We start from the raw sequence: 22924 nt of genomic DNA on the forward strand, positions 1-22924 counted from the left end.
GTGCGGCAGAGATAAGCGCGAATAAAATGAACGAATAAGACGAATTGGAGAGTGGTTAACCATGATGTCTGTATTAACGCTGGTTTCCGGCAAAGAGGATCGCACGCTGCGGCGTATTCGTGTGAGTGAGATTGCGCGCAATCCCAATCAGCCGAGAAAATATTTTGATCCGGAGGCAATTGCGCAGCTGGCAGAGAGCATTCGGCAGTACGGCGTACTTAATCCGCTGACCGTACGGCGTGCGCCCGGAGGCGGTTACGAGTTGGTGGCAGGGGAGAGGAGACTGCGCGCTGCGCGTGTTGCGGGGCTCAACGACGTACCGTGTCTGCTGATTGCGGCAGATAACGAGGATTCCTCGGCGATTGCGCTCGTGGAGAACCTGCAAAGGCGTGATCTGGATTTTTTCGAGGAAGCCTATGGCTTTAAGCGTCTGATCGATCAGTACGGACTGACGCAGGAGGAAGCCGCGCGTAAAGTAGGGAAAACACAGTCTGCGGTGGCGAATAAGCTGCGTCTGCTGCGGCTTTCTCCGCAAAATATGGAATTGATTCGCAGTGCGAACCTTACAGAGCGGCACGCGCGCTGTCTGCTGCGTCTGCGTGATGATGAGGAACGGATGAACGCAACGCACTATATTATCGAGAACGAATTAAACGTCAGCCGATCGGAGGAGTATATCGAGAACCTGCTGGAGCAGAAAAAGCATCCGGAGTTGACCGAGCCGCCGCATAAGGATAATGTTGTGCGGCTTATTAAGGATGTGCGTTTTTTCCTGAATACGCTCAATCGGGCGGTCGGCGTAATGGTGGACGCCGGAATCGGTGCAACTGTAGACCGGCAGGAAAACGAGGATGGAATTACGCTTACAATCAATATTCCGCACGCAAAAAGCTGATGTTTCACGTGAAACACTTTTGTTCCACAGGAGGGCGGATTTTGTTTCACGTGAAACATGGGATAGTTACTTGAGAAGCAAACGGAATCTGCGCTGACGCCGCGCGGGCGCACAAGAGGGTAGACACCAAGGTTTGCCCGTAGGCCACTAAACCTTTTTTCCGCGCCGTGCGCGGATTAAATGAGTATCACCCTCTGATTTTCTTCCCTTTCCCCTTAGATAGCACGGTGAAAATCGGAGAGCGGCGATCGCTGCGAAAAGGGGAACGGCAGTCGGGTTATTCTTGCGTGGCTTTTAAAAACGATTCGCAGTTCACAGATAACGTATTGCTACACATGTCGGCTACTCTACGCAGGGTCGGCATAACAGTGCCGACCAACGGTTTTACTGTGTGTATGATGCACGGCAATTCTGGATAGGGCGGGAGCGGATTGGAGAGCGTGTAAAGGTGTATATATAATAAGGTAAGAGAGCCGAACGGCTCTCTTTTGTTTCACGTGAAACAAAAGTCAATGAATTTACCAGTTGTATCCTGTAAAACGGCAAAATACTTGATGTTTCACGTGAAACAGCTGTAAAAATACTGCGATTGCTTTGCAATTAAAAGTGCAATGTGATATAATGAAATCCGTAGAAAAAACCATGGACGAGAGGAAATGACTATGGGGAAGATTATCGCGTTTGCCAATCAAAAGGGCGGCGTGGGAAAAACTACAACCGCCATCAACCTCGCGGCAGCGTTGTCGGAGCGCGAAAAGCGCGTTCTGCTGTGTGATTTCGATCCGCAGGGCAATGCAACCTCCGGTTTTGGCGTGGATCCGCGCTCACTGGAAACCTCGATTTACGACCTGATTGTAGCCGATCAGCCGGATGTCAAGAGCGCAATCGTATCGACCAAGTGGGTTGATCTGCTGGGCGCGAACGTCAATCTGGCGGGTGCTGAGTTGGATTTGATTGGAATGTCCGACCGCGAGTACCGTCTGAAAAACGTACTCGATCAGGTGAAGGACGATTACGACTATGTATTTATCGACTGTCCGCCGTCACTCGGTCTGCTGACGCTCAACTGCCTGTGTGCAGCCGACAGCTTCTTGGTGCCGCTGCAGTGCGAGTATTATGCACTCGAAGGTCTGAGTCAGTTGATGACGACCGTGCGCATGGTAAAGAAGGCGCTCAACCGTAAGCTGGTGATGGAAGGCGTGCTGCTGACCATGTTTGACGGACGCACCAATCTGTCGATTCAGGTGGTTGAGGAAGTGAAAAAGCACTTCCCGGGCGAGGTGTTTTCGGCTGTTGTGCCGCGCAATGTGCGTTTGAGTGAAGCGCCGAGCCACGGCAAGCCCATAACGGCATACGACAGAATGTGCCGCGGCGCAGAGGCTTATCTGGCTCTCGCGGACGAGATTCTGAAGAAAAATGACCGAAAGGGGAGAAGCTGATGGCAGGCGCAAAAATGGGTCTGGGCGGCGGCTTGTCCAACCTTTTCGGCAGTGATACCAGCGATTTAATGGAAGAAAGTCTGGATAACGGCACAAAAAACCTGCCTTTGGCAAAAATCGAGCCGAATCCCGATCAGCCGAGGAAGGCCTTTGATCAGGTATCTCTGGACGAGCTGACAGAGAGCATTCGCCTGCACGGCGTCATCACACCAATCACGGTGCGCAAGGGCGAGAAGGACGGCTACTACCAGATCATTGCAGGTGAGCGTCGCTGGCGTGCAGCACGTCAGGCAGGTTTGGAAGACATTCCTGCGATGGTGCTTGAGGCTGAGGAAGACGAGGTCATGGAGCTGGCACTGATCGAAAATCTGCAGCGGCAGGACCTGAACCCGATTGAAGAAGCCGAAGGTTATGAGCGTCTGATGAAGCAGTTCGGACTGACGCAGGAGCAGGTAGCCAAGCGTGTGGTCAAGTCCCGTTCGGCGGTGGCGAACGCACTGCGTCTGCTGGCTTTGCCGACCGAGGTGCGGACGATGGTCAGCGAAGGCGAAATCTCCGGCGGTCACGCGCGGGCAGTCCTTGCAGTAAACGAAGCGGATAAGCGCGTAGAGGCAGCCAGACAGATGGTCGGCCTGTCGGTCCGTCAGTCGGAAGCGCTGGCCAAGCGCATGAACAAAAAGCCGGTCGAGAAGCCTGAGCAGTCGCCCGAGGTTTCCGTGGACTACATTGCCGAGCTGGAGAAGGAGCTGGAGGGCGTCCTCGGACGAAAGATCAGCATTCAGCAGGGCAAGCACAGCGGCCAGCTGACGTTGGAATACTACGGCGCAGAGGATTTGGAGCGGCTCAGTGAAGCACTCCGAAACCTGCGTGTATAAAGGAGGCAAGCAATGGACGAGCAGAATAAGCAGCCGGAACAGAACAAACCGGAGAAAAAGCTCAGCCGTACCACGCTGACCTTTTATATCGTCGGACTGTTTTCTGTAGCGATTGCGCTGATCCTGATCAGCTATGTGGCGCAGTCGCGTGCGGACAAGCAGGTCGAAAACCTGAGCTCACAGCTGACACAGCAGCAGACTGTGGCACAGGGCGCAACCCAGAAAGTGGAAGATTTACAGAAGCAGTATGACATACAGAACACTGCACTGGATAAGGTCCGCAAGACGCTGGACAGCGAGCAGGCGGCAACCGATGTAGTCGGCGCGACCGAGCGGCGTATGGAGGAGCGTGAGGTGTATCAGTACCTTGCGCAGATCGGCGTTTCCCTGGCGGCAAAGCAGACCGCAGATGCCCGCAAGACCTGTGACGAAATGCTGACGAAATACAGCGAGGAGCGTTTGATGGGCAGCAGCGAGGATGGCTTTGATGAGAACATCAGCAAACTGTTCCAGTCGGTCAAAGCTGCACTGGAGCAGGCTGAGAAAGCGCAGGATGCAGAGCCGAACGACACGGAAGAATAACACGTATATAATGTAAAAGGAGATATAGACACAATGCTGGATATCAAATTTGTCCGCACCAATCCGGATGCGGTAAAGGAAAACATCAAGAAGAAGTTCCAGGACGAGAAGATCCCGATGGTTGACGAGGTCATCGAGTTTGACGCGAAGTACCGTGCAGCCAAGACCCGCTGTGACGAGCTGCGTGCACAGCGCAACAAGAAGTCCAAGGAAATCGGCGGTCTGATGGCCAAGGGTCAGAAGGAAGAGGCTGAGAAGATCAAGGCCGAGGTAAAGGCTATGGCCGACGAGATGACCAAGCTCGAGGAGGACGAAAAGACCTTCGCTGAGGAAGTCAAGAACCGTATGATGGTTATCCCGAACATCATTGACCCGTCCGTTCCGATCGGCAAGGACGATTCCGAGAACGTTGAGATTGAGAAGTTTGGCGATCCGGTCGTTCCGGATTTCGAGGTTCCGTATCACGTTGATATTATGGAGTCCTTCGACGGCATCGACCTCGATGCTGCACGCCGCACCTCCGGCAACGGCTTCTACTACCTGAAGGGTGATATTGCCCGTCTGCATTCCTCCATCCTGTCCTACGCACGCGACTTCATGATCGACCGCGGCTTCACCTACTACATTCCGCCGTTCATGATCCACGGTGATGTCGTTAAGGGCGTTATGTCCTTTAAGGAAATGGAGAACATGATGTACAAGATCGAGGGCGAGGACCTGTACCTGATCGGTACCTCCGAGCACTCCATGATCGGCAAGTTCATCGACACCATCAACGATGAGGAAACCCTTCCGCAGACCCTGACCAGCTACTCTCCGTGCTTCCGTAAGGAAGTCGGCGCACACGGCATCGAGGAGCGCGGCGTATACCGTATTCACCAGTTCGAGAAGCAGGAAATGGTTGTTGTCTGCAAGCCGGAAGAAAGCAAGATGTGGTATGACAAACTGTGGCAGAACACGGTTGACTTCTTCCGCACGATGGATATTCCGGTACGCACCCTCGAGTGCTGCTCCGGCGACCTGGCTGACCTGAAGGTTAAGTCCTGCGACGTAGAGGCATGGTCTCCTCGCCAGAAGAAGTACTTCGAGGTAGGCTCCTGCTCCAACCTTGGCGACGCACAGGCTCGCCGTCTGGGCATCCGTGTCCGCAGCAAGGAGAATCCGAAGGAGCTGTACTTCGCACACACGCTGAACAACACCGTTGTTGCACCTCCGCGTATGCTGATCGCATTCCTCGAGAACAACCTGCGTGAGGACGGCTCGGTTGCAATCCCGAAGCCGCTGCAGCCGTATATGGGCGGCATGACTGAGATCCGCAGAAAGTAATTTACCTTACTATAGAAAAAAGGAGAGATTCCAATGCAGGTTGGTATTAAGGGCGAGAAGAAGTTTACCGTAACCAGGGATCAGCTGGCATGCAATGTCGGCAGCGGTCTGGTATCCGTGTTTGCCACTCCGATGATGATCGCAGCCATCGAGAACACCGCTGCAGGCAGTGTAGCCGGTGAGCTGGAAGAGGGCAAGACCACGGTCGGCACGCTGGTAAACGTAAGCCACGTTGCCGCTACGCCGGAGGGCATGGAGGTTCGTATCGAGACCGAGCTGACCGAGATCGCGCCGAACGGCAAGATGCTCACCTTCAAGGTTGCCGCATATGATGAGGCAGGCCTGATCGGTGAGGGCACGCATCAGCGCGCTATCGTAGCCAAGGAGCGCTTTGAGCAGAAGGCACAGAGCAAGCTGTCCAAGTAAAAATAAGCAAAAGAAAAACGCTGTGGAGAGATTCCACAGCGTTTTTTTGCTGGTGCGGGTAACAGGACTTGAACCTGCACGTCGAGGACACCAGAACCTAAGGGGTATGTCACCTTAGTGAAAGATTTTCAGAGCCCTCCATATCATAAGGGAAGGGCATCTTTTCCAACGTTTCAAAAGATATTTCGGTCGTGACCGGCCGAACACCTGCTAAATCATAGCATACTCTGCCGGAAAAGTATAGCATGATTATAGCTTTACGGGAGGAAATTTCTGCTGCCGCATGACACGGTTGGTAATGTGAGTATGATGCATTATAAATCTGAATGCGATCCCGAAATCCGAGGTCACTGCCCTGCAATTTATTCATCTTTTTCGCGTAAGCGACTGCGATGCAAATAGTATTCTTCCCCTAATCCTTCGGCTCTAAAATATGCACGAGCATAGTCCAGCAGCTTTTGCTTGGCATTTAGAAACCAACGATTTTCCGGTTCGATTTGCAAGACATACTGCACACTTCCTATTAGGTGTGTCATATATGTAGGGCAGCGAATTGGTTGACCGTCTTCGAGAAAATTCAACCGATTACCGTGTACGATGCTGTCCTCTATGCCAAACTTCAAAGTATAGTAAATTTCCTGCCGCAGGTTTCGTTTATAGCTGCTGGGGATAGAGAGCTTTTCATTGACGACCAAGCCTGTTACTGTCTGCCGGTCAGCATTGCTGATGAAATGTGTTTTCGCTTCATTCAATTCAAAGCCCATCTCAAACAATATTTTTTTGACTTTTTGATAGACTCCGTAAAGCGGACGGTCGGAGGAAAAGGTCATATCATCGCAATAGCGAGTATAGGTGATTTGGCGTTGGTTACACCAGCGACCGATCTGGTCATCAAAACGACGCATGACGATATTGGAGAGCGCAGGAGATGTTGGTGAGCCTTGTGGAAGAGCATCATTTTTGCAGCACAGAGAAGTCAGCAGAAAGCCGACCTGCTTCGATACATAGCGGGTGTTGAAAGCTGCGCAGAGGACTTGCTCAAAAGAGATGCTTCCGAAAAAATCGGTAATATCCAGTTTTAGAAGGTTCTTTTTCCCAATATGTGGCTCTGCATTTTTGCGAGTAGAGCTTCCTTTTTGATAAGCAGTTGCAAATTTTGAAACAGGGAGCTGTGAAAGAATTTTATCCTTGATTGGGCCCAAACAAAATTGAAGTCTGATACTTGGTATGTATAGGCTGCGATAAGTACCATCTTTTTTGGGGAGAAATGCTTTTTTATACTCTTTTTGGATGTGATTGACAATGTGGTTTAATTCACCACAGCTTATGTCAAAGAAACCGGCCAGCTGCTCGGCATCATAAAGAAATGGCATATTGGGGTGGACAGAATGGTAATCCAAAACCATATTTGCTGCTTCTAACGGTCCGAACTTCTTCACAAAAGCCGCATCGCACGGCTCAAAGGTCACACAGCTTCCTTCTATTTTCATGTGTAGCGTCCTCCCAAAAATCAGCCCTTTGCAGTACAAAATGGTCTGATTAAGCGGAGGCGAATCGAGAATCATGAAGTGATTGGCTATTCGCCGGAGCGTATCAGATTTGGGCATCGCTATGCGATGCGGATAACCTTGAAATCCAGAACAGCGACTCGCTGTCCCTCCTAAAGAAATTGGCTTTAGGTTGTACGCTACTGCAAAGGGCTGATTTTATTAATATGATAAGTCCATAAAGTAGAAACTGTCAAGGTGCTCTGCGATTTTAGAAAGTAACTCGTAACTTTGTGCAGAACATATTCTGTGTGGGAACTTATAACCGTACTTCAGTTTCCCGAAAAGTTTTTTCGCGTCGAGTACCGTGCCAGATCAATGTTGGTGGCCATCCTTCAACCTAGGCAGTCATAACAGATAACAAAAAGAATAACGGTTTCCCGTCTATGACCTTAAACGCAGGTGGGAAACGGAACTGTCGGTCTTTTTGGCAGGCCGCTCGATACGACGGAAAGAGTTTATTCACAGAATTCAAAGGAATCCCGCTGATTTACAGTATCCAGCGCAAGCTGCGCACGAGACAGTTCATCAGAGGTCTTTTCATAGTCCGCCTCCACAGCCGCCAGATCGTAGTTCGTGTAGGTGTAGTCGATAATGTTCGACTGCCGGCCGTACTGCTCTTCAACGCGCTCTTTGGGCAGCCTGCTTTTCATTTCAAGCAGCTTGCTCTTCCGCTTGGTCAGCTGCGGAATATAGACCAGCATCTCGTCGATCGTAATCCCGAAGCCATCCACGACCTGCGTCGTGTTGAAGCGGTTGATGGCGTGCTTAAGTCTGCGGAGCGCTCCCTCCAGTTCTTCAAGACGCGCCTGTGTTTTTGCATAATCATAGGCGGGGCGCACAGATTCAATGTCCTCTCCCATCGCCGCGCGGAAATCCCGGCTGCGCTGTTCTTTATCCAGCAGGGCGGAATATTCGTCATTCAGCTTTTTCAGCAGCTTATTTGCCTGTGCAGAAGTGTATTTCATAGTTGCTCATCCTTTCTTTGCGCCGCGTCCCGGCACCATTCGTACGATTTCTGTTCTGCTGATAGAATAGCACAGCACCCTGTACAAATGTCCGTACAGGGTTCCGCGCGATTACTCTGTTTTATTGAGCAAATCATTTTCGAATTTTTGTATTTCTCGCCAATTTGTATTCAAGTATCTATAGATTCCTTCTTTATAGTTTTCGCTGTTTGGCTCGGACTCGATTGTATGACGCGGCCAATTCCGGATGCGTTTCCATCGCCAATCTTCCTTTCTGTCGGGACGATTCAGTGCCTGACTGACGCGGTCACAAGCCGCACGTTGCTCATCTGTTAGATTGTCGCTGCACAATGAGAGCGTGATTTTGAAATAGTTTTCGCGTTTGATGATTTCATAAAATGCCATATCTGTTGTTTTCCAGCCACTGATGGGTTTAGTGTGCTGGGGAAACAACTTTCGGATGGTCTCGGTTGTAAATCGGGTATATGTATTATTGGACCACTGAGGACTGAAAATCAACTCGCCTTGTTCGCTTTTTTCTCTACACCAATCTTCCGCTACTTCACAGATTGGGTTGAGCGAGGTTTTACAGTTTTCATAAATGGTATCGAGCACTTCTTTGTGTCTGTCATAAAAGTCCTGACACAGCTTTTTAATGTTATCGTCCCCCACGATGTGCCTCCTGACAGCTGCTGTATAATGATCCAACAGCATATTTACTTCCGGCAAAAGAGCACTACCGCCTTTCGCACTTTCGATTGCGTCTAAAATATCTACATAGCTGACTGGCTGCCAGTATTGCTGGTCATCTGCCGATAACGGAGCAATTCCATCCGGAGATAGAAATGCAAACGACATGGTGTAACCGGGGTATTCTTCTAATAGCATGTCCCGATAACGGCGAAGCTGATTATCGTGTTCTTCAGAGAACACTTTATTTTCGACACACAGCAAGTATTTTTCTTTCTGGCATAAAACCAACAAGTCAATGTGCTGCCACTCACGCCTCACAATACAGACTGTCACATTTTCGGGGACCACTTCTCTTTGCCCTAACTTTGAGACAAACTCCCGCAAAAACTTATCTCCCATTCCGTGATTGCCGTTGGGATCAAGAAGCCATGCCAAGAAATTACTGTGGCGGATCTCGGCATTTGTAATACCCAAGACCTCAAAAATGTTCAGCGTTTGCATCTTCTGAGACAGCTGTTGGAACGATGTATCAGCTTCCAATTTATGAAGGGTTTCTTCGGAAATGAGATTTCCCATATTAGCGTTCTCCCGTGCTATACCAGTTTTGCCCAATGCGCTCAATGATCTCCTGCCGCAGCCAAGCGGGCTCTGCCACCTCCACAAAGGAGAGGTATTGCAGTGCCCAAAAGCGCACACCGCGCGGCGGGGTAGTCAATACGGCGGTAAAGGTCTGCTCGTCCCGCTCAAAAATCTGTATGTCCGTACCAAAGCGGTCCAGCACATCGTCCAGCACGGCGCGGTCGCAGTGCAGCACCACCCGCTCCGGCGCACCTACAAAGGCGTAAACGGCATCTTGTGCCTCTTGCTTCTGCGCTGGCTTTTCGCTGCGGGGCTCGTCCAGTATCCGAATATCCGCCATGCGGTCTATGCGGTACAACCGCGTATGGGGGTCGTGGTCGGGAATGCAGATGAGATAGTAATGCTCGTTGGTATACACCATCTCGTAGGGGCTGAGAGTGTAGGTCGCCGTAGGATGCTGCCGTTTGTCATATCCGTAGTGCAAGTAATCCAAGGTCACTTTTTTCTTGCGTGCAATGGCCTCGTCCAACTGCTCAATATTCCAAAATATCTGTCGGTTTCCGGTCTTATGTCCCTGCCGGGCAACGGTCAGATGGCAATACTTTTTCCGCTGGTGGACACTGAGCTGCTTTTGCAGTTTTGGGACAAGCTGCTCGGTCTGCCTTGCCGGGATGAACGGGAAAGAATATACCGCATCGGTCAGCAGCAGGACTTCCGACTGCTCCAATTCCCGTTCCCGTAAGTAATAGCCCACGCCGTTATCCTCGTAAAGGGAGATGTCGTAACCGAGCTCGATCAAAAGAGCAACAGCCCCGTATACAGTGCGGCGGTCGATTTTGATACCGTAGAGGGACTGCATCTTTGTGATGATCTCCCGCATGGGCAGAATATGTTCCGCATCGGAATACTCCTTTAGAACCTCCAAAAGGCAGATGGCATTGGCTTTTTCCGTCAGCATGATGCAGTCCCTCCCATGTTGTTTTACTTCAGTACCGGCCACTTAGCCCAATTAGAGCAGGAAGAACTGCAAAATTTCGTACTGCCCCGATTGGAACCGCTTGGAATTTGGCACTTGGCGCTATTGCTGGTCGGCTCCGAAGAGTTTCCGGAATTCACCAGATTTCGGCTTCCGGTCCAATAGGCGCAAGTGGCGCAGACCTTGTTTGTTTTGGAATAATGCATAAAGACATCTCCTCTCATAGTATAGCATCGGTTTCGATGTTTGCATAGATGTTACCATAAGGGGGTGTACAAAAGTCTGTATTGCTGTTCTGTCTATATAGAGATGTTATCTATATCTGAGGTGGCTTCGTTCAGCACGCCATAGACCTCCGCCAAGGCGCGGACATACTGCGGAAAATTGCGCCGCAGCTCACTGTCCTCCCCCGGCGGCGGAACCGGTCTCCGCATCATGCGATGAACAGTCCTCCACGCTTGAAGTCTGCTGCCGGGATAGGATTCTCTCAGCTTCTCGACGGCACGGCTCTTTGCCTTCTCCACGGCGGACTCCTTCATCATGTGATACATCCCGATCTCTTTCAAAGTTGCCTCCGGGTATCCGAACACGCCGCAGGTCTTGCCGAGAATGTCCCTGTCCTTCTTCGGCAGGGCGTCGAACAGCTCCCGGAGAAGCTCGATGCAGACCTTGCGGTACACGGCCCGCTCCGCCGAAGCGGAGAGTAGCCCCGGCATCAGCCACTCATAGGGATCGCCGTCATAACTCTCCGGGACAAGATCATGCACACCGAGGAAATGGGTGTTGTAGCGAATATATCGGCTGACACGAGCCTCGGGGACGCCTAACTCCTCCGCGATTTCACCAGTATCCTTCCATGCGGCATGATACAGCCTCTGCGCCTGACGGACGGCAGACATCTCGTCCTTGCTTAGTGCCATGCAGCCAATGTTCTGCTCCAGCCAGCGGGTCATGCGCCCCCTCAAATGCGGGTAGAGGTAGGTGGTGAGCGCGGCGCGGCTCTCGTCATATTCTCTGCTCTGTATCCGCGTCAGGAACTCCAACGCACCCTCGCCGCAGAGATCGTCCAGAATCGTTTTCGTATACGCGGAACACTGATTCGGATGATGTGGGTCCGCCGTCGGGCAGTTGAACTCCGCCGCAGCTTCCTTGGCGATGCCGCGGATCAGACCGATGTTTTTATGGTACAGCTTTTCCAGCGCGGCTTCATCACCGTCATAATATTGGTAAATTAGTTGCTCGTTGGTCATGATTGCTCACCCGCCTTTTCCTTCGGCGGACGGCCCCTTGGATTGGCCGTTCTGGTGATCCCGCAGTGCTGGTAAACGCGCTCAGAGGAAATACGCTGCTCGAAAGCCTCTACGGAGATATTCGCGTCGCGCAGGGCATCATAGAGCAGATCCCGCACATAGTCCTTGGCTTTTCTTGCATCCTCCTGTGAGATCGCACCCCGCTGCATATCCTTTGTGAAGCGGGCAAAAGCGGTCACCTTGACTTTGACCTTGGGAATGTCCTTCGCCAGTTCCTTCTGCAACTCCACCGTGCCGAACTGCCGGCAGGTGTAGCCGGGCGCGTGGGGACACGCCCCTTCGCAGTATAGCGCGTGGACACCGCTCTTGAGCAGAAAATACCGTCCGCAGATGATGCAGCGGCGGATGTTGTGCCCACTGTTCAGCGCCAGCATATAATCGGCTTTCATCAGCGCCTGTAAGCTATCTGTCACATGCTCCTGACAGATAGCGACAGAGCCGTCCGGCAGCGGTCGCGGCACATAGGAAAGCTCGTAGGCGTCGTGGGTCGTATAGCAGTCGCCGTTGTTGCGGATGGGATTGACGATGAGCTTTTCCGCAATGCGTTCATCATTGTAGAAGCCGTAGAGTGCTGCGGCATAGTCCTCTGGGCTGTTATGCTTCAGCTTGGACAGACTAAAGCTGATGAAATTCCGAATAGTACCGTTGAAAGCGCGAATGTCGTGAAGATATGTTTCATAACGGCGGATGTATTTTTTGTAATCACGCCATGCGTCCTTGGTAGGACCGATGGCACGAAGCATTTCGTAATAAAAGGCATCGCCTTTTTCTAAAGCTGCTTCGCTCGGATGGAACAGGCCAAGCGGAACATCCTTGACCGTTTCACTGCGCGCGGAGATTTCATTCGCCACGCGCTCAAGTCGTTTCCGTTGTATCTCTTCTGACGGCTCATGCTCCTCTTTCGGAAACAAATCGAACTGCCCCGTGACCTCCCGTATGACAGAGAAAAAAGCGTCCTCGCTCTCGTCCAGCAGCAAGCGGAACACAGCGTAGCGGCGCAGCACTCCGCATAGCGCCGCCAGCTCCTCGTTCAGCTTCCACCAAAGCTCTATGCTCCCGCTTTGCTCATATTCCTCCGCAAGGCTGGTGACCTGCTTCATGCGTTTGCTCATGGGTCGATATTCGTCCGGCGACAAATTCAGCAGATCGGCGGTCAACATACCGGCAGTGAACTGCTGACCGTATAGCTCCAGCGTACTGCCATAGGTGTAGAAAACGATGCTGCCCTCCATGCGTACCCCTCCTGCTAAAATCTGTCCTACATGAATTTTAATCTGTCCATGCTTTTTCTCAGCATAGCATAAATTTCTCCACAATACAAGCAGAGGGAAGAAACCACGCGCCGTCCCGTGGTAACGCCCCTCTGCTTTTTTCGCTCTCATCGTTCCGATGGGAGCAATATTTTTAAGGAGGATTCGAAATTGAAAAAAGAAAACCGATTACTGACCATCGACGGAGAAACGCTGATGAGTCAGCCGCTTACACCGCTGAACTTCGTGGTGGACACGCTGCTCTCTCAGGGTCTGCACATCCTCGCAGGCTCACCCAAGGTGGGAAAGTCATGGCTGGCGCTTTGGCTGGCCGTCACGGTGGCAAAGGGCGAAGCTGTCTGGGGCATGGGCGTGAAGCAGGGCACCACGCTCTACCTCTGCCTGGAGGATTCCACCCTCCGCATCCAGAACCGTCTGTTCGAGATCACGGAGGACGCTCCCGCCAATGTCCACTTCTCCACAAACAGCGACACCCTTGGCAAGGGCTTGGAGGAGCAGCTCCGCGCGTTCCTCTCAGAGCACCCCGACACGGTGCTGGTCATCATCGACACGCTGCAAATGATCCGCGGCGCCGGTTATGACAGCACCTACGCCAATGACTACCGTGACCTCTCCGTGCTGAAGCACATCGCGGATGCCCACGGCATCGCCATTCTGCTGATCCACCATCTGCGAAAGGAGCTTGCCGACGATGTGTTCAGCCGTATCTCCGGCACAACGGCCATCAGCGGCGCGGTGGATTCCAGCTTCACGCTGGTGGAAGACAAGCGCGGCAGCGGCAAGGCAACACTCTCCTGTATCGGGCGCGACATCGAGTACCGGGAGCTGACGCTGGAGCGCAGCGCGGAAAATGTGTGGGAGCTGGTGTCGGACAGCCGGACGCAGCCGGAGCTGTTGGGTGGCCGGATCGTCATTCTTCTCTCTGAGCTGATGCGTGACCGCACGGAATTTATCGGCACTCCCACGGAGCTGTCCGCGCAGATCGACCCTGCGGGCAGCGAGGGCATCACGCCGAAGAAGGTGTCTCGCCTGATCCTGCAAAGCGTTGCCGCACTAAGCAAAATCGGCATTTCCGCCGTGGTGCGCCGCAGCAACGGCAAGCGGCTCATTGAACTGCGCCGTGCCGAAAGTGACGATGCGCAGGGTACCCGAGCTGCTGACCCTATCGACCCTGCCGATGTCTCAGGCGGTGAAAACGCCCCGTGTTTCGGCGTGTGAGCCGCTGTGTGCGCGATTAAAGGCTGGGGTGGTGTGTGTACCCGACGAGGGGAGATTCAGCCCGCACAGGGCGAGCACTGTGGCGGCATAAAAACGACGAATACGCCGCCAAACCCCCTGCGCGTCCAGCGTTACAACGGCATGAAGCGCACGCCGAGAGTAATGATACCACCCCCCACACGGAAATGCCGAAAATGCAAAACGGGAGTCTTATCATCTCCCCCAACAGGGCTCCCGCCGAAACCCAGCGAAGCGGTTTCGGTGGGAAGAGGACGAGCGACAGAGAGAGCGAGTCCAGCCGCTTGCGGCGGGACGAGGGATTCGTCGTCCGCTCGGACGACGGCCAGCATCGCATTTGTCTGGTCTGCGGCGAAGCCGCTGCCCTGCCAAATGCACCGAGCGGGCAAAGCCCTGCACCCAAATTCCGGGCGGAAGCCCGGACCCACTTTTAGCTACGATTGGAGAAAAGCATGAAAAAAGATATTAAATTCAGCACGCGCATGGCGTCCGCTGACCGCGAGAAGATCAGGGCACTGGCGGCGAAGGCCCACATGTCCATGAGCGATTATGTCACCGCCTGCTGTCTCGGTAAGCGGATCACCGTCATCGATGAGCAGAAGGAACTGCTCCGCCAGCTCAAGGGCATCGGCGGCAACATCAACCGCCTCACTGTCCTCGCCAACATGGGCAAGGTGCAGGTCATCGGTCTCGACAAGGCCGCACAGGAATTATCCGAGGTCAGCGCCGCCCTGCGGTCAGTCATGGAAGGGCGGTGAGCCGTATGGCCATCGTACATTTTGTGAACTACAAGCGGGGCACACAGTCCCGCGCCGCCATGCGCGGCGTGATGCTCTACGTCATGCAGGAAAAGAAAACCGCATGGGAGGGCGAGCCGCTCGTCAGCGGCATCAACTGCCAGCCGCAGAGCGTCTACGACGATTTTCTGAACACCAAGCTGCTCTACCACAAGGACGGCGGCGTGATGTTCTACCACATGGTGCAGAGCTTTCCGAAGGGCGCGGCGGTCGATCCCCGACAGGCCCACGAAGCCGCGCGGCGGCTGGCAGAATACTTCGAGGGCTGCGAGGTGTTGGTCTGCACCCATGTTGACCGCGAGCACATTCACTCCCACTGCGTCATCAACTCCGTTAACTTCGAAACTGGCAAAAAGCTGCACATGGCGAAGGAACAACTGCAGGAGCTGATGCGGCGCAACGACGCGATCTGTCTGGAAATGGGCCTGCCGGTCTTTGAGCCGACCACACATCAGGCCCGCGGCATGAGCGGCGCGGAGTATCATGTCGCACTCAAGGGACAAAGCTGGAAACTGCGGCTGACAAATGCGATAGACGAGTGTATGCGCTATGCCGCTGACAGGGACGCTTTCGTTTCCCTGATGGCGTCCGAAGGCTGCGCCGTCCGCTGGGAGAACGGGCGCAAGTACATCACCTACACCACGCCGGACGGACTAAAGTGCCGCGACAACAAATTACACGAGGAAAAGTATTGCAAGGAGGCCATGGAGCATGAATTCAGAATACGGGCAGAGATTGTCTATGCAAGAACTCAAGCAGCGCAACACCCAGCAGGCAGTACTTCCGACGCTGACAACGCCTCACGAAGCGAGTCCCACGAAAGCGGACTGGGGGCGAATGATGAACGATCTGGATACACTGTGGTACCATGCGGATCGGCAGACGGATCTGTTGGAGAGTATCAGCAGGCAGATGTCGCAGCTTCCCACACGGACGCAGATGGACGAGCTGCTGAAAGCGGTGAAGCGTCTGGAGCAGATGAGCGAACAGGATGGGAAACGGAACGAGAAGCGTTTTTCTCTGCCCGGCATCAGGCTACCCAGACTGCGGCTGCCACACCTGGATGGTCCCACATGGGCGGTTCTGCTGATGGGGACGGGGGCGTTGCTTCTGCTCTGGTGGGGCTTGGGCACCGTCTTGAGCAGCTCCAGCCTGCTGAGCCTGTGATTCCTGCGCGGCACTACACCGACAGAAAGGCACTGCAAAAAGAAAGGGAAAAGAAAATCGCCCTCGGTCATAAGGCTGATGACCACGAGGACGAGGTGAGTTATGACTGGCAGCAGACCATGTGACGGTCTGCTATTTTTGTTGCCCGAATTGGTTTCGGGAGGAAGGAGTTCTATGGGCCGAAAGAAAAAAGAATCCAATATTGCAAGCGTCATGTACTCCTATGTGGGTACGGACGATCAGTTTGATGATTTTCTGAAAATGATGATCCACGACTATCTGTCTGTGGATCATCCATATACAAATCGAACCGCCGATTTTGTTGTTAAAGTAGAAACAGAAGTCGCTTGATTTGTTTTGATAGCTATTGCGAAACTTGTGTGCTATGGTGTGTCGTGCATGATCGGCACACCATAGCGGAAAGGAACGATTATGAAAGTTTGGCTCTATTACCGGCTGTCCAGAGATGAGGATGAAGAACTGAACTCTCTGAACAACCAGCGGAAAATCATATACAACTTTGCCGTCAGCAACGGTCACGAGGTGGTGGGCGAATCCTTCGATGATAATGTCAGCGGTATGCACTTCAACCGTGAGGGCATCGACAAAATCTATGAGGTGGTCGAAGCGGGCAAGATCGAAGCGATCATCGTTAAAGACCTGTCCCGCCTGGGCCGTCACCGGACGCAGACCGCACTCTTTATTGACTACCTCCGAGAACATGATGTGCGGGTCCTATCCGCAACGGAAAATATCGACACCTTTAACGAGAACGATGATCTCATCATCGGCTTCAAGGGGCTGGTCAACGACTTCTATGCCCGCGACGGTAGCCGCCGTGTGCGAACCGGTTACCGGCAAAAGCAAAAGGAAGGTATCGTGACCATCCCGCCCTTCGGCTACTTCAAGGATAAGAACACAAAAAAGGTCGTTGTCGTAGAAGAAGCCGCCGAAACGGTCCGACTGATTTTCTCTGCCTATGTCGGCGGCAGCGGCATGAAAGCCATTGCCCGCACACTGAATGAACAGAGGAGGAAAACGCCGGCGCTTATGCAGGCGGAACTGCTAAATAAGCGCCTGCCCAACACCCAGGATGGCATCCTCAAGAAATATTTGTGGGACGCAACGATGGTGGCGCGAATCTTGAGAGATGAAAGCTACATCGGCACTTTGATCTGCCACAAGAGCGAGCGCAATAAGATCAATAAGACCTTCCGCTTCACAGACCCGGAGGAGCAGTTCCGACATGAGAATTATCTGCCAGTGATCGTGACTCGTGAGATATGGGAACAAGCACAGGCGCTCCTTACAGAACGCAAAGAGAAAAATGTCCGTGCTGGTACCAACTGTGGTATCCTCCGGTACGGCGGATTACTCCGCTGCAAGGACTGTGGCCGAACCTTTATCGGAAAACGAATCAAGCTGAAAAGCGGGGAACGGGTCGCCTATGTCTGCGACACCTACCATCGGTATGGCAAAGAACATTGCTCCTCTCACATGGTGGACGAGGAAACATTGGACAGATTGATCGGCGCGGAGATCCTGCGAACAAAGAAAATGTATGAGGAAAACTGGTCGCGGATGGAATGGCTCATTGAGAGATGGACGCCGAAAGCTTCCACGGCCAGCGCCAAAATAAGTAAACTGCAAGAACAAATTCTCTTACTGGAGGAGGAAGTGGAGGTGATCCTGATGGAACGCATTTGGGATAAGGCCAACGCGGAACGCTACGACCGCATGATCGCCAAGCGCGAGGAGCAGATTGCGGAGGCCAAGAAGCAAATCGAAGATCTGCAAAACATCTCAGAAATGCTCCGCAGCCGACAGGCCAAGCTGAAGCGGGACATCAGCCTGATCGACGACATCCTGCGAGAGGGCAAAATGTCAGAAGCACATCTGAGGATGCTGGTGGAGAAGATCCTTGTTCATGAAGAGGACGGCAAGCTGGATTTGGAGATCCGGCTGAAAGCACCCTTCCGCGACCATCTGGATGTATTCGAAAACGGAGAGCAGACAGATTGCTTCGCCTCAACGGATTTTGACTATGACCGGCTGGGTGCGGCAATTTATGGCGATTATTATGCGGGGTAGGTGATAACAGGTGCGGGTATGGCTCTACGCGCGGCTTTCTAACGATGATGACCGTGAGATGAACTCCCTGCTGAATCAGCGGGAGATCTGCCAGGCGTTTGCCGAACAGCACGGGTACATCATCGTGGGACAGTCCTTCGATGACAACATAAGCGGCATGAGTTTTGACCGCCGTGGGCTGGACGAGCTCATGGCGGCTGTGGACGCTGATAAAATTGACGCTGTCATCGTAAAAGACCTATCCCGGCTTGGCCGCCATAGGACCCAGACTGCATTGTTTATTGATTACCTGCGGGAACACCAGGTGCGCGTGATCTCTGCCACGGAGGGCGTTGATACATTCTGCGACGAAGATGATTTGATCATCGGCGTCCGCGGCCTGATGAATGATTATTATGCGAAGGATATTGGCAAAAAGATCCGGGCGGGATACCGCCAGAAGCAGAAAGACGGCATCGTGATCACGCCGCCCTTCGGCTACTGGAAAGACAAAAACACGGGGCAGATCAAGGTTGACACAGAAGCGGCGGTCACAGTGCAGCTCATCTATTCTCTGTACTTGCAGGGTTGTGGGCAGAAAGAGATCGCCCGGCGGCTTAATACCGCGGGGCGAAAGACACCGGCACAGCTCCGGGCCGAGCGGTGCGGCAGAGAAGTACGACAAACGCACAAAACCCGTGACGGCCAGTTCCTATGGACATACGCCAGTGTGAAAAACATTCTGGTGGAGGAGGCGTATACCGGCGTGCTGAACAACCACCGCAGAGAATACAACAACGGAAAAGCCAAGCATATAGACAAAACCGACTGGTATCGCCACGAGGGATTCTTTCCTGTGATCATAGAAAAACAGGAATGGGAGCAGGTACAGGCGTTACTCAAGCGGCAGGCACGACCTGCAAACGGTAATCAGAGCAAGCACCGTTACGCGGGACTGCTGGCCTGCCAGGAATGTGGGAATACGTTCATTCCTATGATCCGCTGCTGGAATGGCAAGAGCCGTGTGGAATATGTATGCCGTGGATACCACCGGAATGGAAAAACCTATTGCGCCTCCCACCGTATCCATGAGGAAACACTGGATGCGAGGGTATGGGAGCTCGTTTCCACGGCTCGTGAGAGCCGCACGGAGGAACTGAAGAAACTGGCACAGATGCAAAAAATGTGGGCGTTGAGGAAACCAATCCTTGACGCCCACATTTCTGCGTTACAGGAGAAAGTGCTGGAACTGGAAGAAGAGATAGATGGGGTTGTGATGGAGAAAATAGGAGTGGCCAATAAAGCCTTGTAGTGAAAAACTATATGGAGAAGTGGTATTCAACATTAAATCTCAGTTGCAGTTTTGATTATAATGGCTTCAGCGACAAAACGCATTAAAGGTATTTCATTTGACAACTCAGCCTCATCCTTGAATGGATGATATATTCCGCGCTCTTTAAGACGGGCGGTGTTTGATTTGTGATGAACCAAAGCGTTTCGAGTCTTATAGATACGAGCTGCGATTTTTTTAGGCAATTTATCGCTTGTATAGTTATCTAAATCAATCGCATCGCCATTCGAAAAACTAATTTCATGGGATTTGTAATAAGCAATCAAGTCTGGTCGATAATTTGCTAAATCTTCATGGAGTTGCTCCAAAGAGACAAACCGTTTTATTGTTAGTTCAAGCGCTTCGAGCTCTGTGCCTTGGAAAGCATCTTGATTCGCTCTTGTTTTTTTGCGAACAGTATCAATAATTTTATTGATTTCCTTAGGCTTTTTTGTAGAGAAACCAGGATGCAGGATGATATCTTTTACGCTGTTAATCAATTCGTCAGTATAAACCGCATCGAAGAAATACTCCAGTATATGATAGTATCCGATAAACTTGATAAACGGATCTTCGGAAGTTAAGGACAGGTTATACTGTTCAATGAGTTCGTGATTATAAAAAAGTTTTGGAGACTCAAAGTTTCTCAAATTGGTGCTACGACGAGATGAAAAATGACCTCTTTCAAATTCGAGTTCATTTACAGAGTGGATTATTTTGACGGCGGTATCTGTATTATATGCTACAGAAAATAGAAACGATGTTGCACGATTAAGCATGGTTTCTGCAGATACTCCTTCTGATAAGGAGATTTTTAAAGAAAGAGATATTTTAGTTACCTTTTTGATTAGATCCAACAAGTGAATCTCTCCAGCATCATTTCGCAAAGTGCGAACATTTATCATGCGAGATGATAATATTCGCCTATAGTTGCGAACAGAGTCACTTGGAATACCAGAAAGAAAGGCCAAGACCAATTCATCGGAAGGTGATCCAAGTCTATATGCAGAGCTGTCATCACTTATCTCAATGGGCTCGTCAATAATTCGATACCCATAACGTGGCTCAACAGGTTCTACAAACACCTCGTACTCCCGAGGTGAATAACACTGTGTAGGTGTATATCTGTACATTTTCAGCTGTGCAATAGTAGAATCAAATTCTTCTCGAAAATATGTAAATGTTTCGGTTTCGATAGTGAATTCTATCCTATCGTCAAGCACCTGAAAAACTGCCATTCTACCAAGTAACAGGGTAACGATTTGCTGAAAATAAGCCCACTCCATTAAAATCACCTCTTGGATTATTTCTATTTAGGGTTGAGCAAAACGTGAGTTTTGCAAAGTTGAGTCACAATATATAGGCTTCAAGCAAGTCGGATGGCACTATTTATTGTATGGACTCATGATCAAATTGGAGTTTTGCTCAACCCTAATTTCCATTTTATTCTAAACCATATTTTCACACTTGACAATCGCATATAAAAATGGTCGTTAGCGCAAGCCAACGACCATGGTGCGCCTGAAGGGACTCGAACCCACACGCTGAAAGCACGAGAACCTAAATCTCGCATGTCTACCAATTCCATCACAGGCGCATATTTAGTTTTGGGGGAGCAGGCGACGAATGGAACGGCAAAACCTTCACTGAGGTGACATCACCTAAATCTGGCGCGTCTGCCAATTCCGCCATACCCGCAGGTAAGATTAGTATACCCTTTTTGCGGGTATTTGTCAATCTTGATGATATGCTCATCGGGAGTGGGGCGCTTGCGAAGCGAGAGGAATCTGCGCTGACGCCGCGCGGGCGCACAAGAGGGTAGACACCTGCGGTTTCCACCCTCTTGTGAATCACCCCTTTCCCGTGGATAGCCGGTCTTTGGTCTGCGCCAGACTAAGAAATAAAGGGAAACGGGAGTTAAGAGGGTAGAAACCGCAGGTGTCTACCCTCTTGCCCCTGCCGCGGGTGCGGCGAATCCTGCATGAGCAAACTCCTACGCAAAACTAAGGATTCCCCCTTGCAATCTGCGATATTTCGTGATATATTGTTAGTTAGTAAAAGCTAACCAGCTCGGGTACAAAAGGAGCATTACACCCATGTTGAAAATTACTCTCGGCGTTGACGGCATGATGTGCGGCATGTGCGAAAGCCATGTCAACGACGCAGTTCGCAAGGCATTTCCCGTGAAGAAGGTCACTTCCTCTCACGGCAAGGGGCAGACGGTTATCCTCACTGAGCAGGATCTCGATGAGCAGGCTGTCCGCGATGCGGTAAACGCTACCGGCTACACCGTTACGTCCTTTTCCAAGGAGCGATATGAGAAAAAGGGACTGTTTTCCTTTCTGCATAAATGAGCAGAGTAAGGCCGCTTTGCAGCGGCTTTGCTTTTCAACATAGGTTAGCAAAATCTAACCTAATAAACCGATATATACCAACGGAGGAAATCGCAGTGCTGGAAACTCTGCTCAAACCGAATACCGGCGCATCGCTGTCCGGCTGCGTACGCTGGACCCAGCCGATGGATGGCGTGCGCGTGTGCGATTTTGACTGCGCGCTGACCGTGCCGCCGGCCATGCCTGCGGAGCCATCCGAGGTGCCGTGCGAGGTGCTGTTCTGCCGGCAGGGCGGTCTGCGGCTGACCATGACCAATGGGCGGCAAGTGTTTCTGCATGAGCACGAGGTACTGCTGCTGCTCGGCGCAAGCGTGCAGAGCCTTTCGGTCGCGGACGGATTGTTCAGCGGTGAGCTGGTGCTCATCGAGCAGAGCGCAGCGGCACCGTGCCGTCTGACGGTCAACACAGCACGAATCAAAGCACGAGTCACTCCGCATCTGGGCTGTGTAGTGCTGCGCAGCGCGGTGTGGATTGATAATCTGGCTGCGGCACTGCAATCCGTTCCGGAACGGGACAGAGCCGCCTACAGTGCAATCAAAGCCATTGAGCTGCTGTACCTCATCAGTACAGACAGTCCGCTGCTGACGATACCGCCGGAATCCGTCTCCCGCGATCACTATCTGACCGATACAGTGAGGCAGGTACAGGAGTATATGGTATCGCACCTGTCCGACCCGCTTACGATCGACCAGCTGTCTGCACGGTTCCGCATTTCGCCGACCGCCTTGAAGGATATATTTCGGCAGACCTATGGTCGTCCGATCCACCAGTATCTGCTCGAAAAGCGGGTGCAGCATGCTGCCGAACTGCTGCATCGGAGTTCGCTCTCCATCGTGGATATTGCGGCGGCGGTCGGCTATAACAGCGCCAGTCAGTTCGGTGTGGCGTTCAAGCGCCGCTATCAGCTGACGCCCTCACAGTACCGCCGACAAGCCCGAAAAAGTTAGCAAAATGCAACTATTTTGATAATAAAACTAAAGATTAGCGGCAACAAACTGCAAAAATGTCCGATTCCGTGCGTTTCATGTCTAAAGCTGTGCGACA

General features: G+C 52.0%; 21 protein-coding genes and 1 tRNA gene. 14 read left to right on the forward strand and 8 right to left on the reverse strand.

Features of this window, described 5'->3' with window-relative positions; all coding sequences use genetic code 11:
• Positions 1 to 61: 61 nt before the first annotated feature.
• The 6 genes from DW724_RS10375 to DW724_RS10400 all read left to right on the forward strand — a co-directional run bounded on the left by DW724_RS10375 (position 62) and on the right by DW724_RS10400 (position 5543).
• On the forward strand, positions 62 to 895 hold the full coding sequence (locus DW724_RS10375) for a ParB/RepB/Spo0J family partition protein (RefSeq protein ID WP_243022631.1): 834 nt from the start codon (positions 62 to 64) through the stop codon (positions 893 to 895).
• A gap of 662 nt (positions 896 to 1557) precedes the next feature.
• A complete protein-coding gene (locus DW724_RS10380) occupies positions 1558 to 2334 on the forward strand; it encodes a ParA family protein (RefSeq protein WP_110435749.1) in 777 nt (258 codons plus the stop codon).
• Positions 2334 to 3209 carry a ParB/RepB/Spo0J family partition protein gene (locus DW724_RS10385; RefSeq protein WP_118761416.1) on the forward strand — a complete coding sequence of 292 codons (876 nt, stop codon included), beginning with the start codon at positions 2334 to 2336 and terminating at the stop codon, positions 3207 to 3209. Before DW724_RS10380 ends, DW724_RS10385 begins: the two co-directional genes overlap by 1 nt.
• A 12-nt stretch (positions 3210 to 3221) precedes the next feature.
• Positions 3222 to 3791 (forward strand): hypothetical protein, encoded by a 570-nt coding sequence (locus DW724_RS10390; RefSeq protein ID WP_118761417.1) that lies wholly within the window; start codon positions 3222 to 3224, stop codon positions 3789 to 3791.
• A gap of 33 nt (positions 3792 to 3824) precedes the next feature.
• On the forward strand, positions 3825 to 5117 hold the full coding sequence (gene serS / locus DW724_RS10395) for a serine--tRNA ligase (RefSeq protein ID WP_117491158.1): 1293 nt from the start codon (positions 3825 to 3827) through the stop codon (positions 5115 to 5117).
• A gap of 33 nt (positions 5118 to 5150) precedes the next feature.
• Positions 5151 to 5543, forward strand: a complete 393-nt coding sequence (locus DW724_RS10400; RefSeq protein ID WP_117491156.1) for a thioesterase family protein — start codon at positions 5151 to 5153, stop codon at positions 5541 to 5543.
• Positions 5544 to 5905: 362 nt separating this feature from the next.
• Here DW724_RS10400 and DW724_RS10405 read toward each other — a convergent pair whose 3' ends face one another.
• The 6 genes from DW724_RS10405 to DW724_RS10430 form a co-directional block, all read right to left on the reverse strand.
• Positions 5906 to 7033, reverse strand: a complete 1128-nt coding sequence (locus tag DW724_RS10405; protein WP_158580268.1) for a reverse transcriptase domain-containing protein — start codon at positions 7031 to 7033, stop codon at positions 5906 to 5908.
• Positions 7034 to 7548: 515 nt separating this feature from the next.
• Entirely contained in the window at positions 7549 to 8058 is a 510-nt protein-coding gene (locus DW724_RS10410) for a hypothetical protein (protein WP_118761419.1), read from the reverse strand.
• A gap of 111 nt (positions 8059 to 8169) precedes the next feature.
• Positions 8170 to 9327, reverse strand: coding sequence for a PDDEXK-like family protein (locus DW724_RS10415; RefSeq protein ID WP_118761420.1), 1158 nt, complete (start codon positions 9325 to 9327; stop codon positions 8170 to 8172).
• A 1-nt stretch (position 9328) separates the two neighbouring features.
• Complete coding sequence (locus DW724_RS10420; RefSeq protein ID WP_118761421.1) at positions 9329 to 10288, reverse strand: helix-turn-helix transcriptional regulator; 960 nt, start codon at positions 10286 to 10288, stop codon at positions 9329 to 9331.
• Positions 10289 to 10605: 317 nt separating this feature from the next.
• Complete coding sequence (locus DW724_RS10425; RefSeq protein ID WP_118761422.1) at positions 10606 to 11556, reverse strand: sigma-70 family RNA polymerase sigma factor; 951 nt, start codon at positions 11554 to 11556, stop codon at positions 10606 to 10608.
• Positions 11553 to 12848, reverse strand: coding sequence for a DUF6076 domain-containing protein (locus tag DW724_RS10430; RefSeq protein ID WP_118761423.1), 1296 nt, complete (start codon positions 12846 to 12848; stop codon positions 11553 to 11555). Before DW724_RS10430 ends, DW724_RS10425 begins: the two co-directional genes overlap by 4 nt.
• A gap of 189 nt (positions 12849 to 13037) precedes the next feature.
• Between DW724_RS10430 and DW724_RS10435 the strand changes: the two genes are divergently transcribed.
• From DW724_RS10435 to DW724_RS10460, 6 genes are all read left to right on the forward strand, one after another.
• Positions 13038 to 14105 carry an AAA family ATPase gene (locus DW724_RS10435; protein ID WP_118761424.1) on the forward strand — a complete coding sequence of 356 codons (1068 nt, stop codon included), beginning with the start codon at positions 13038 to 13040 and terminating at the stop codon, positions 14103 to 14105.
• 470 nt (positions 14106 to 14575) lie between these two features.
• Positions 14576 to 14881 carry a MobC family plasmid mobilization relaxosome protein gene (locus DW724_RS10445; RefSeq protein WP_118761426.1) on the forward strand — a complete coding sequence of 102 codons (306 nt, stop codon included), beginning with the start codon at positions 14576 to 14578 and terminating at the stop codon, positions 14879 to 14881.
• A 5-nt stretch (positions 14882 to 14886) separates the two neighbouring features.
• A complete protein-coding gene (locus DW724_RS10450) occupies positions 14887 to 16212 on the forward strand; it encodes a relaxase/mobilization nuclease domain-containing protein (RefSeq protein WP_118761427.1) in 1326 nt (441 codons plus the stop codon).
• A gap of 49 nt (positions 16213 to 16261) precedes the next feature.
• Positions 16262 to 16438, forward strand: a complete 177-nt coding sequence (locus DW724_RS15630; RefSeq protein WP_158580269.1) for a hypothetical protein — start codon at positions 16262 to 16264, stop codon at positions 16436 to 16438.
• 81 nt (positions 16439 to 16519) lie between these two features.
• Positions 16520 to 18178, forward strand: coding sequence for a recombinase family protein (locus DW724_RS10455; RefSeq protein WP_118761428.1), 1659 nt, complete (start codon positions 16520 to 16522; stop codon positions 18176 to 18178).
• Between the two features lie 10 nt (positions 18179 to 18188).
• Positions 18189 to 19469: a recombinase family protein gene (locus DW724_RS10460; RefSeq protein ID WP_118761429.1), complete on the forward strand. Its 1281-nt coding sequence runs from the start codon at positions 18189 to 18191 to the stop codon at positions 19467 to 19469.
• A gap of 32 nt (positions 19470 to 19501) precedes the next feature.
• Here DW724_RS10460 and DW724_RS10465 read toward each other — a convergent pair whose 3' ends face one another.
• Both DW724_RS10465 and DW724_RS10470 read right to left on the reverse strand, forming a co-directional pair.
• Positions 19502 to 20773: a hypothetical protein gene (locus DW724_RS10465; RefSeq protein ID WP_118761430.1), complete on the reverse strand. Its 1272-nt coding sequence runs from the start codon at positions 20771 to 20773 to the stop codon at positions 19502 to 19504.
• Between the two features lie 227 nt (positions 20774 to 21000).
• A tRNA-Leu gene (locus tag DW724_RS10470) sits at positions 21001 to 21084 on the reverse strand.
• Between the two features lie 499 nt (positions 21085 to 21583).
• Between DW724_RS10470 and DW724_RS10475 the strand changes: the two genes are divergently transcribed.
• Both DW724_RS10475 and DW724_RS10480 read left to right on the forward strand, forming a co-directional pair.
• Positions 21584 to 21841, forward strand: a complete 258-nt coding sequence (locus DW724_RS10475; protein ID WP_116705072.1) for a heavy-metal-associated domain-containing protein — start codon at positions 21584 to 21586, stop codon at positions 21839 to 21841.
• Between the two features lie 95 nt (positions 21842 to 21936).
• A complete protein-coding gene (locus tag DW724_RS10480; protein WP_158580271.1) occupies positions 21937 to 22827 on the forward strand; it encodes a helix-turn-helix domain-containing protein in 891 nt (296 codons plus the stop codon).
• Positions 22828 to 22924 lie beyond the last annotated feature (97 nt).

The organism is Butyricicoccus sp. AM27-36 (assembly GCF_003480945.1).
GTDB lineage: Bacteria > Bacillota > Clostridia > Oscillospirales > Butyricicoccaceae > Agathobaculum > Agathobaculum butyriciproducens.

Bases quoted from the DNA above. Each gene is read 5' to 3' on its own strand.
- DW724_RS10375 (WP_243022631.1), top strand. From the start codon at position 62: ATGATGTCTGTATTAACGCTGGTTTCCGGCAAAGAGGATCGCACGCTG.
- DW724_RS10380 (WP_110435749.1), top strand. From the start codon at position 1,558: ATGGGGAAGATTATCGCGTTTGCCAATCAAAAGGGCGGCGTGGGAAAA.
- DW724_RS10385 (WP_118761416.1), top strand. From the start codon at position 2,334: ATGGCAGGCGCAAAAATGGGTCTGGGCGGCGGCTTGTCCAACCTTTTC.
- DW724_RS10390 (WP_118761417.1), top strand. From the start codon at position 3,222: ATGGACGAGCAGAATAAGCAGCCGGAACAGAACAAACCGGAGAAAAAG.
- serS (WP_117491158.1), top strand. From the start codon at position 3,825: ATGCTGGATATCAAATTTGTCCGCACCAATCCGGATGCGGTAAAGGAA.
- DW724_RS10400 (WP_117491156.1), top strand. From the start codon at position 5,151: ATGCAGGTTGGTATTAAGGGCGAGAAGAAGTTTACCGTAACCAGGGAT.
- DW724_RS10405 (WP_158580268.1), bottom strand. From the start codon at position 7,033: ATGAAAATAGAAGGAAGCTGTGTGACCTTTGAGCCGTGCGATGCGGCT.
- DW724_RS10410 (WP_118761419.1), bottom strand. From the start codon at position 8,058: ATGAAATACACTTCTGCACAGGCAAATAAGCTGCTGAAAAAGCTGAAT.
- DW724_RS10415 (WP_118761420.1), bottom strand. From the start codon at position 9,327: ATGGGAAATCTCATTTCCGAAGAAACCCTTCATAAATTGGAAGCTGAT.
- DW724_RS10420 (WP_118761421.1), bottom strand. From the start codon at position 10,288: ATGCTGACGGAAAAAGCCAATGCCATCTGCCTTTTGGAGGTTCTAAAG.
- DW724_RS10425 (WP_118761422.1), bottom strand. From the start codon at position 11,556: ATGACCAACGAGCAACTAATTTACCAATATTATGACGGTGATGAAGCC.
- DW724_RS10430 (WP_118761423.1), bottom strand. From the start codon at position 12,848: ATGGAGGGCAGCATCGTTTTCTACACCTATGGCAGTACGCTGGAGCTA.
- DW724_RS10445 (WP_118761426.1), top strand. From the start codon at position 14,576: ATGAAAAAAGATATTAAATTCAGCACGCGCATGGCGTCCGCTGACCGC.
- DW724_RS10450 (WP_118761427.1), top strand. From the start codon at position 14,887: ATGGCCATCGTACATTTTGTGAACTACAAGCGGGGCACACAGTCCCGC.
- DW724_RS15630 (WP_158580269.1), top strand. From the start codon at position 16,262: ATGGGCCGAAAGAAAAAAGAATCCAATATTGCAAGCGTCATGTACTCC.
- DW724_RS10455 (WP_118761428.1), top strand. From the start codon at position 16,520: ATGAAAGTTTGGCTCTATTACCGGCTGTCCAGAGATGAGGATGAAGAA.
- DW724_RS10465 (WP_118761430.1), bottom strand. From the start codon at position 20,773: ATGGAGTGGGCTTATTTTCAGCAAATCGTTACCCTGTTACTTGGTAGA.
- DW724_RS10475 (WP_116705072.1), top strand. From the start codon at position 21,584: ATGTTGAAAATTACTCTCGGCGTTGACGGCATGATGTGCGGCATGTGC.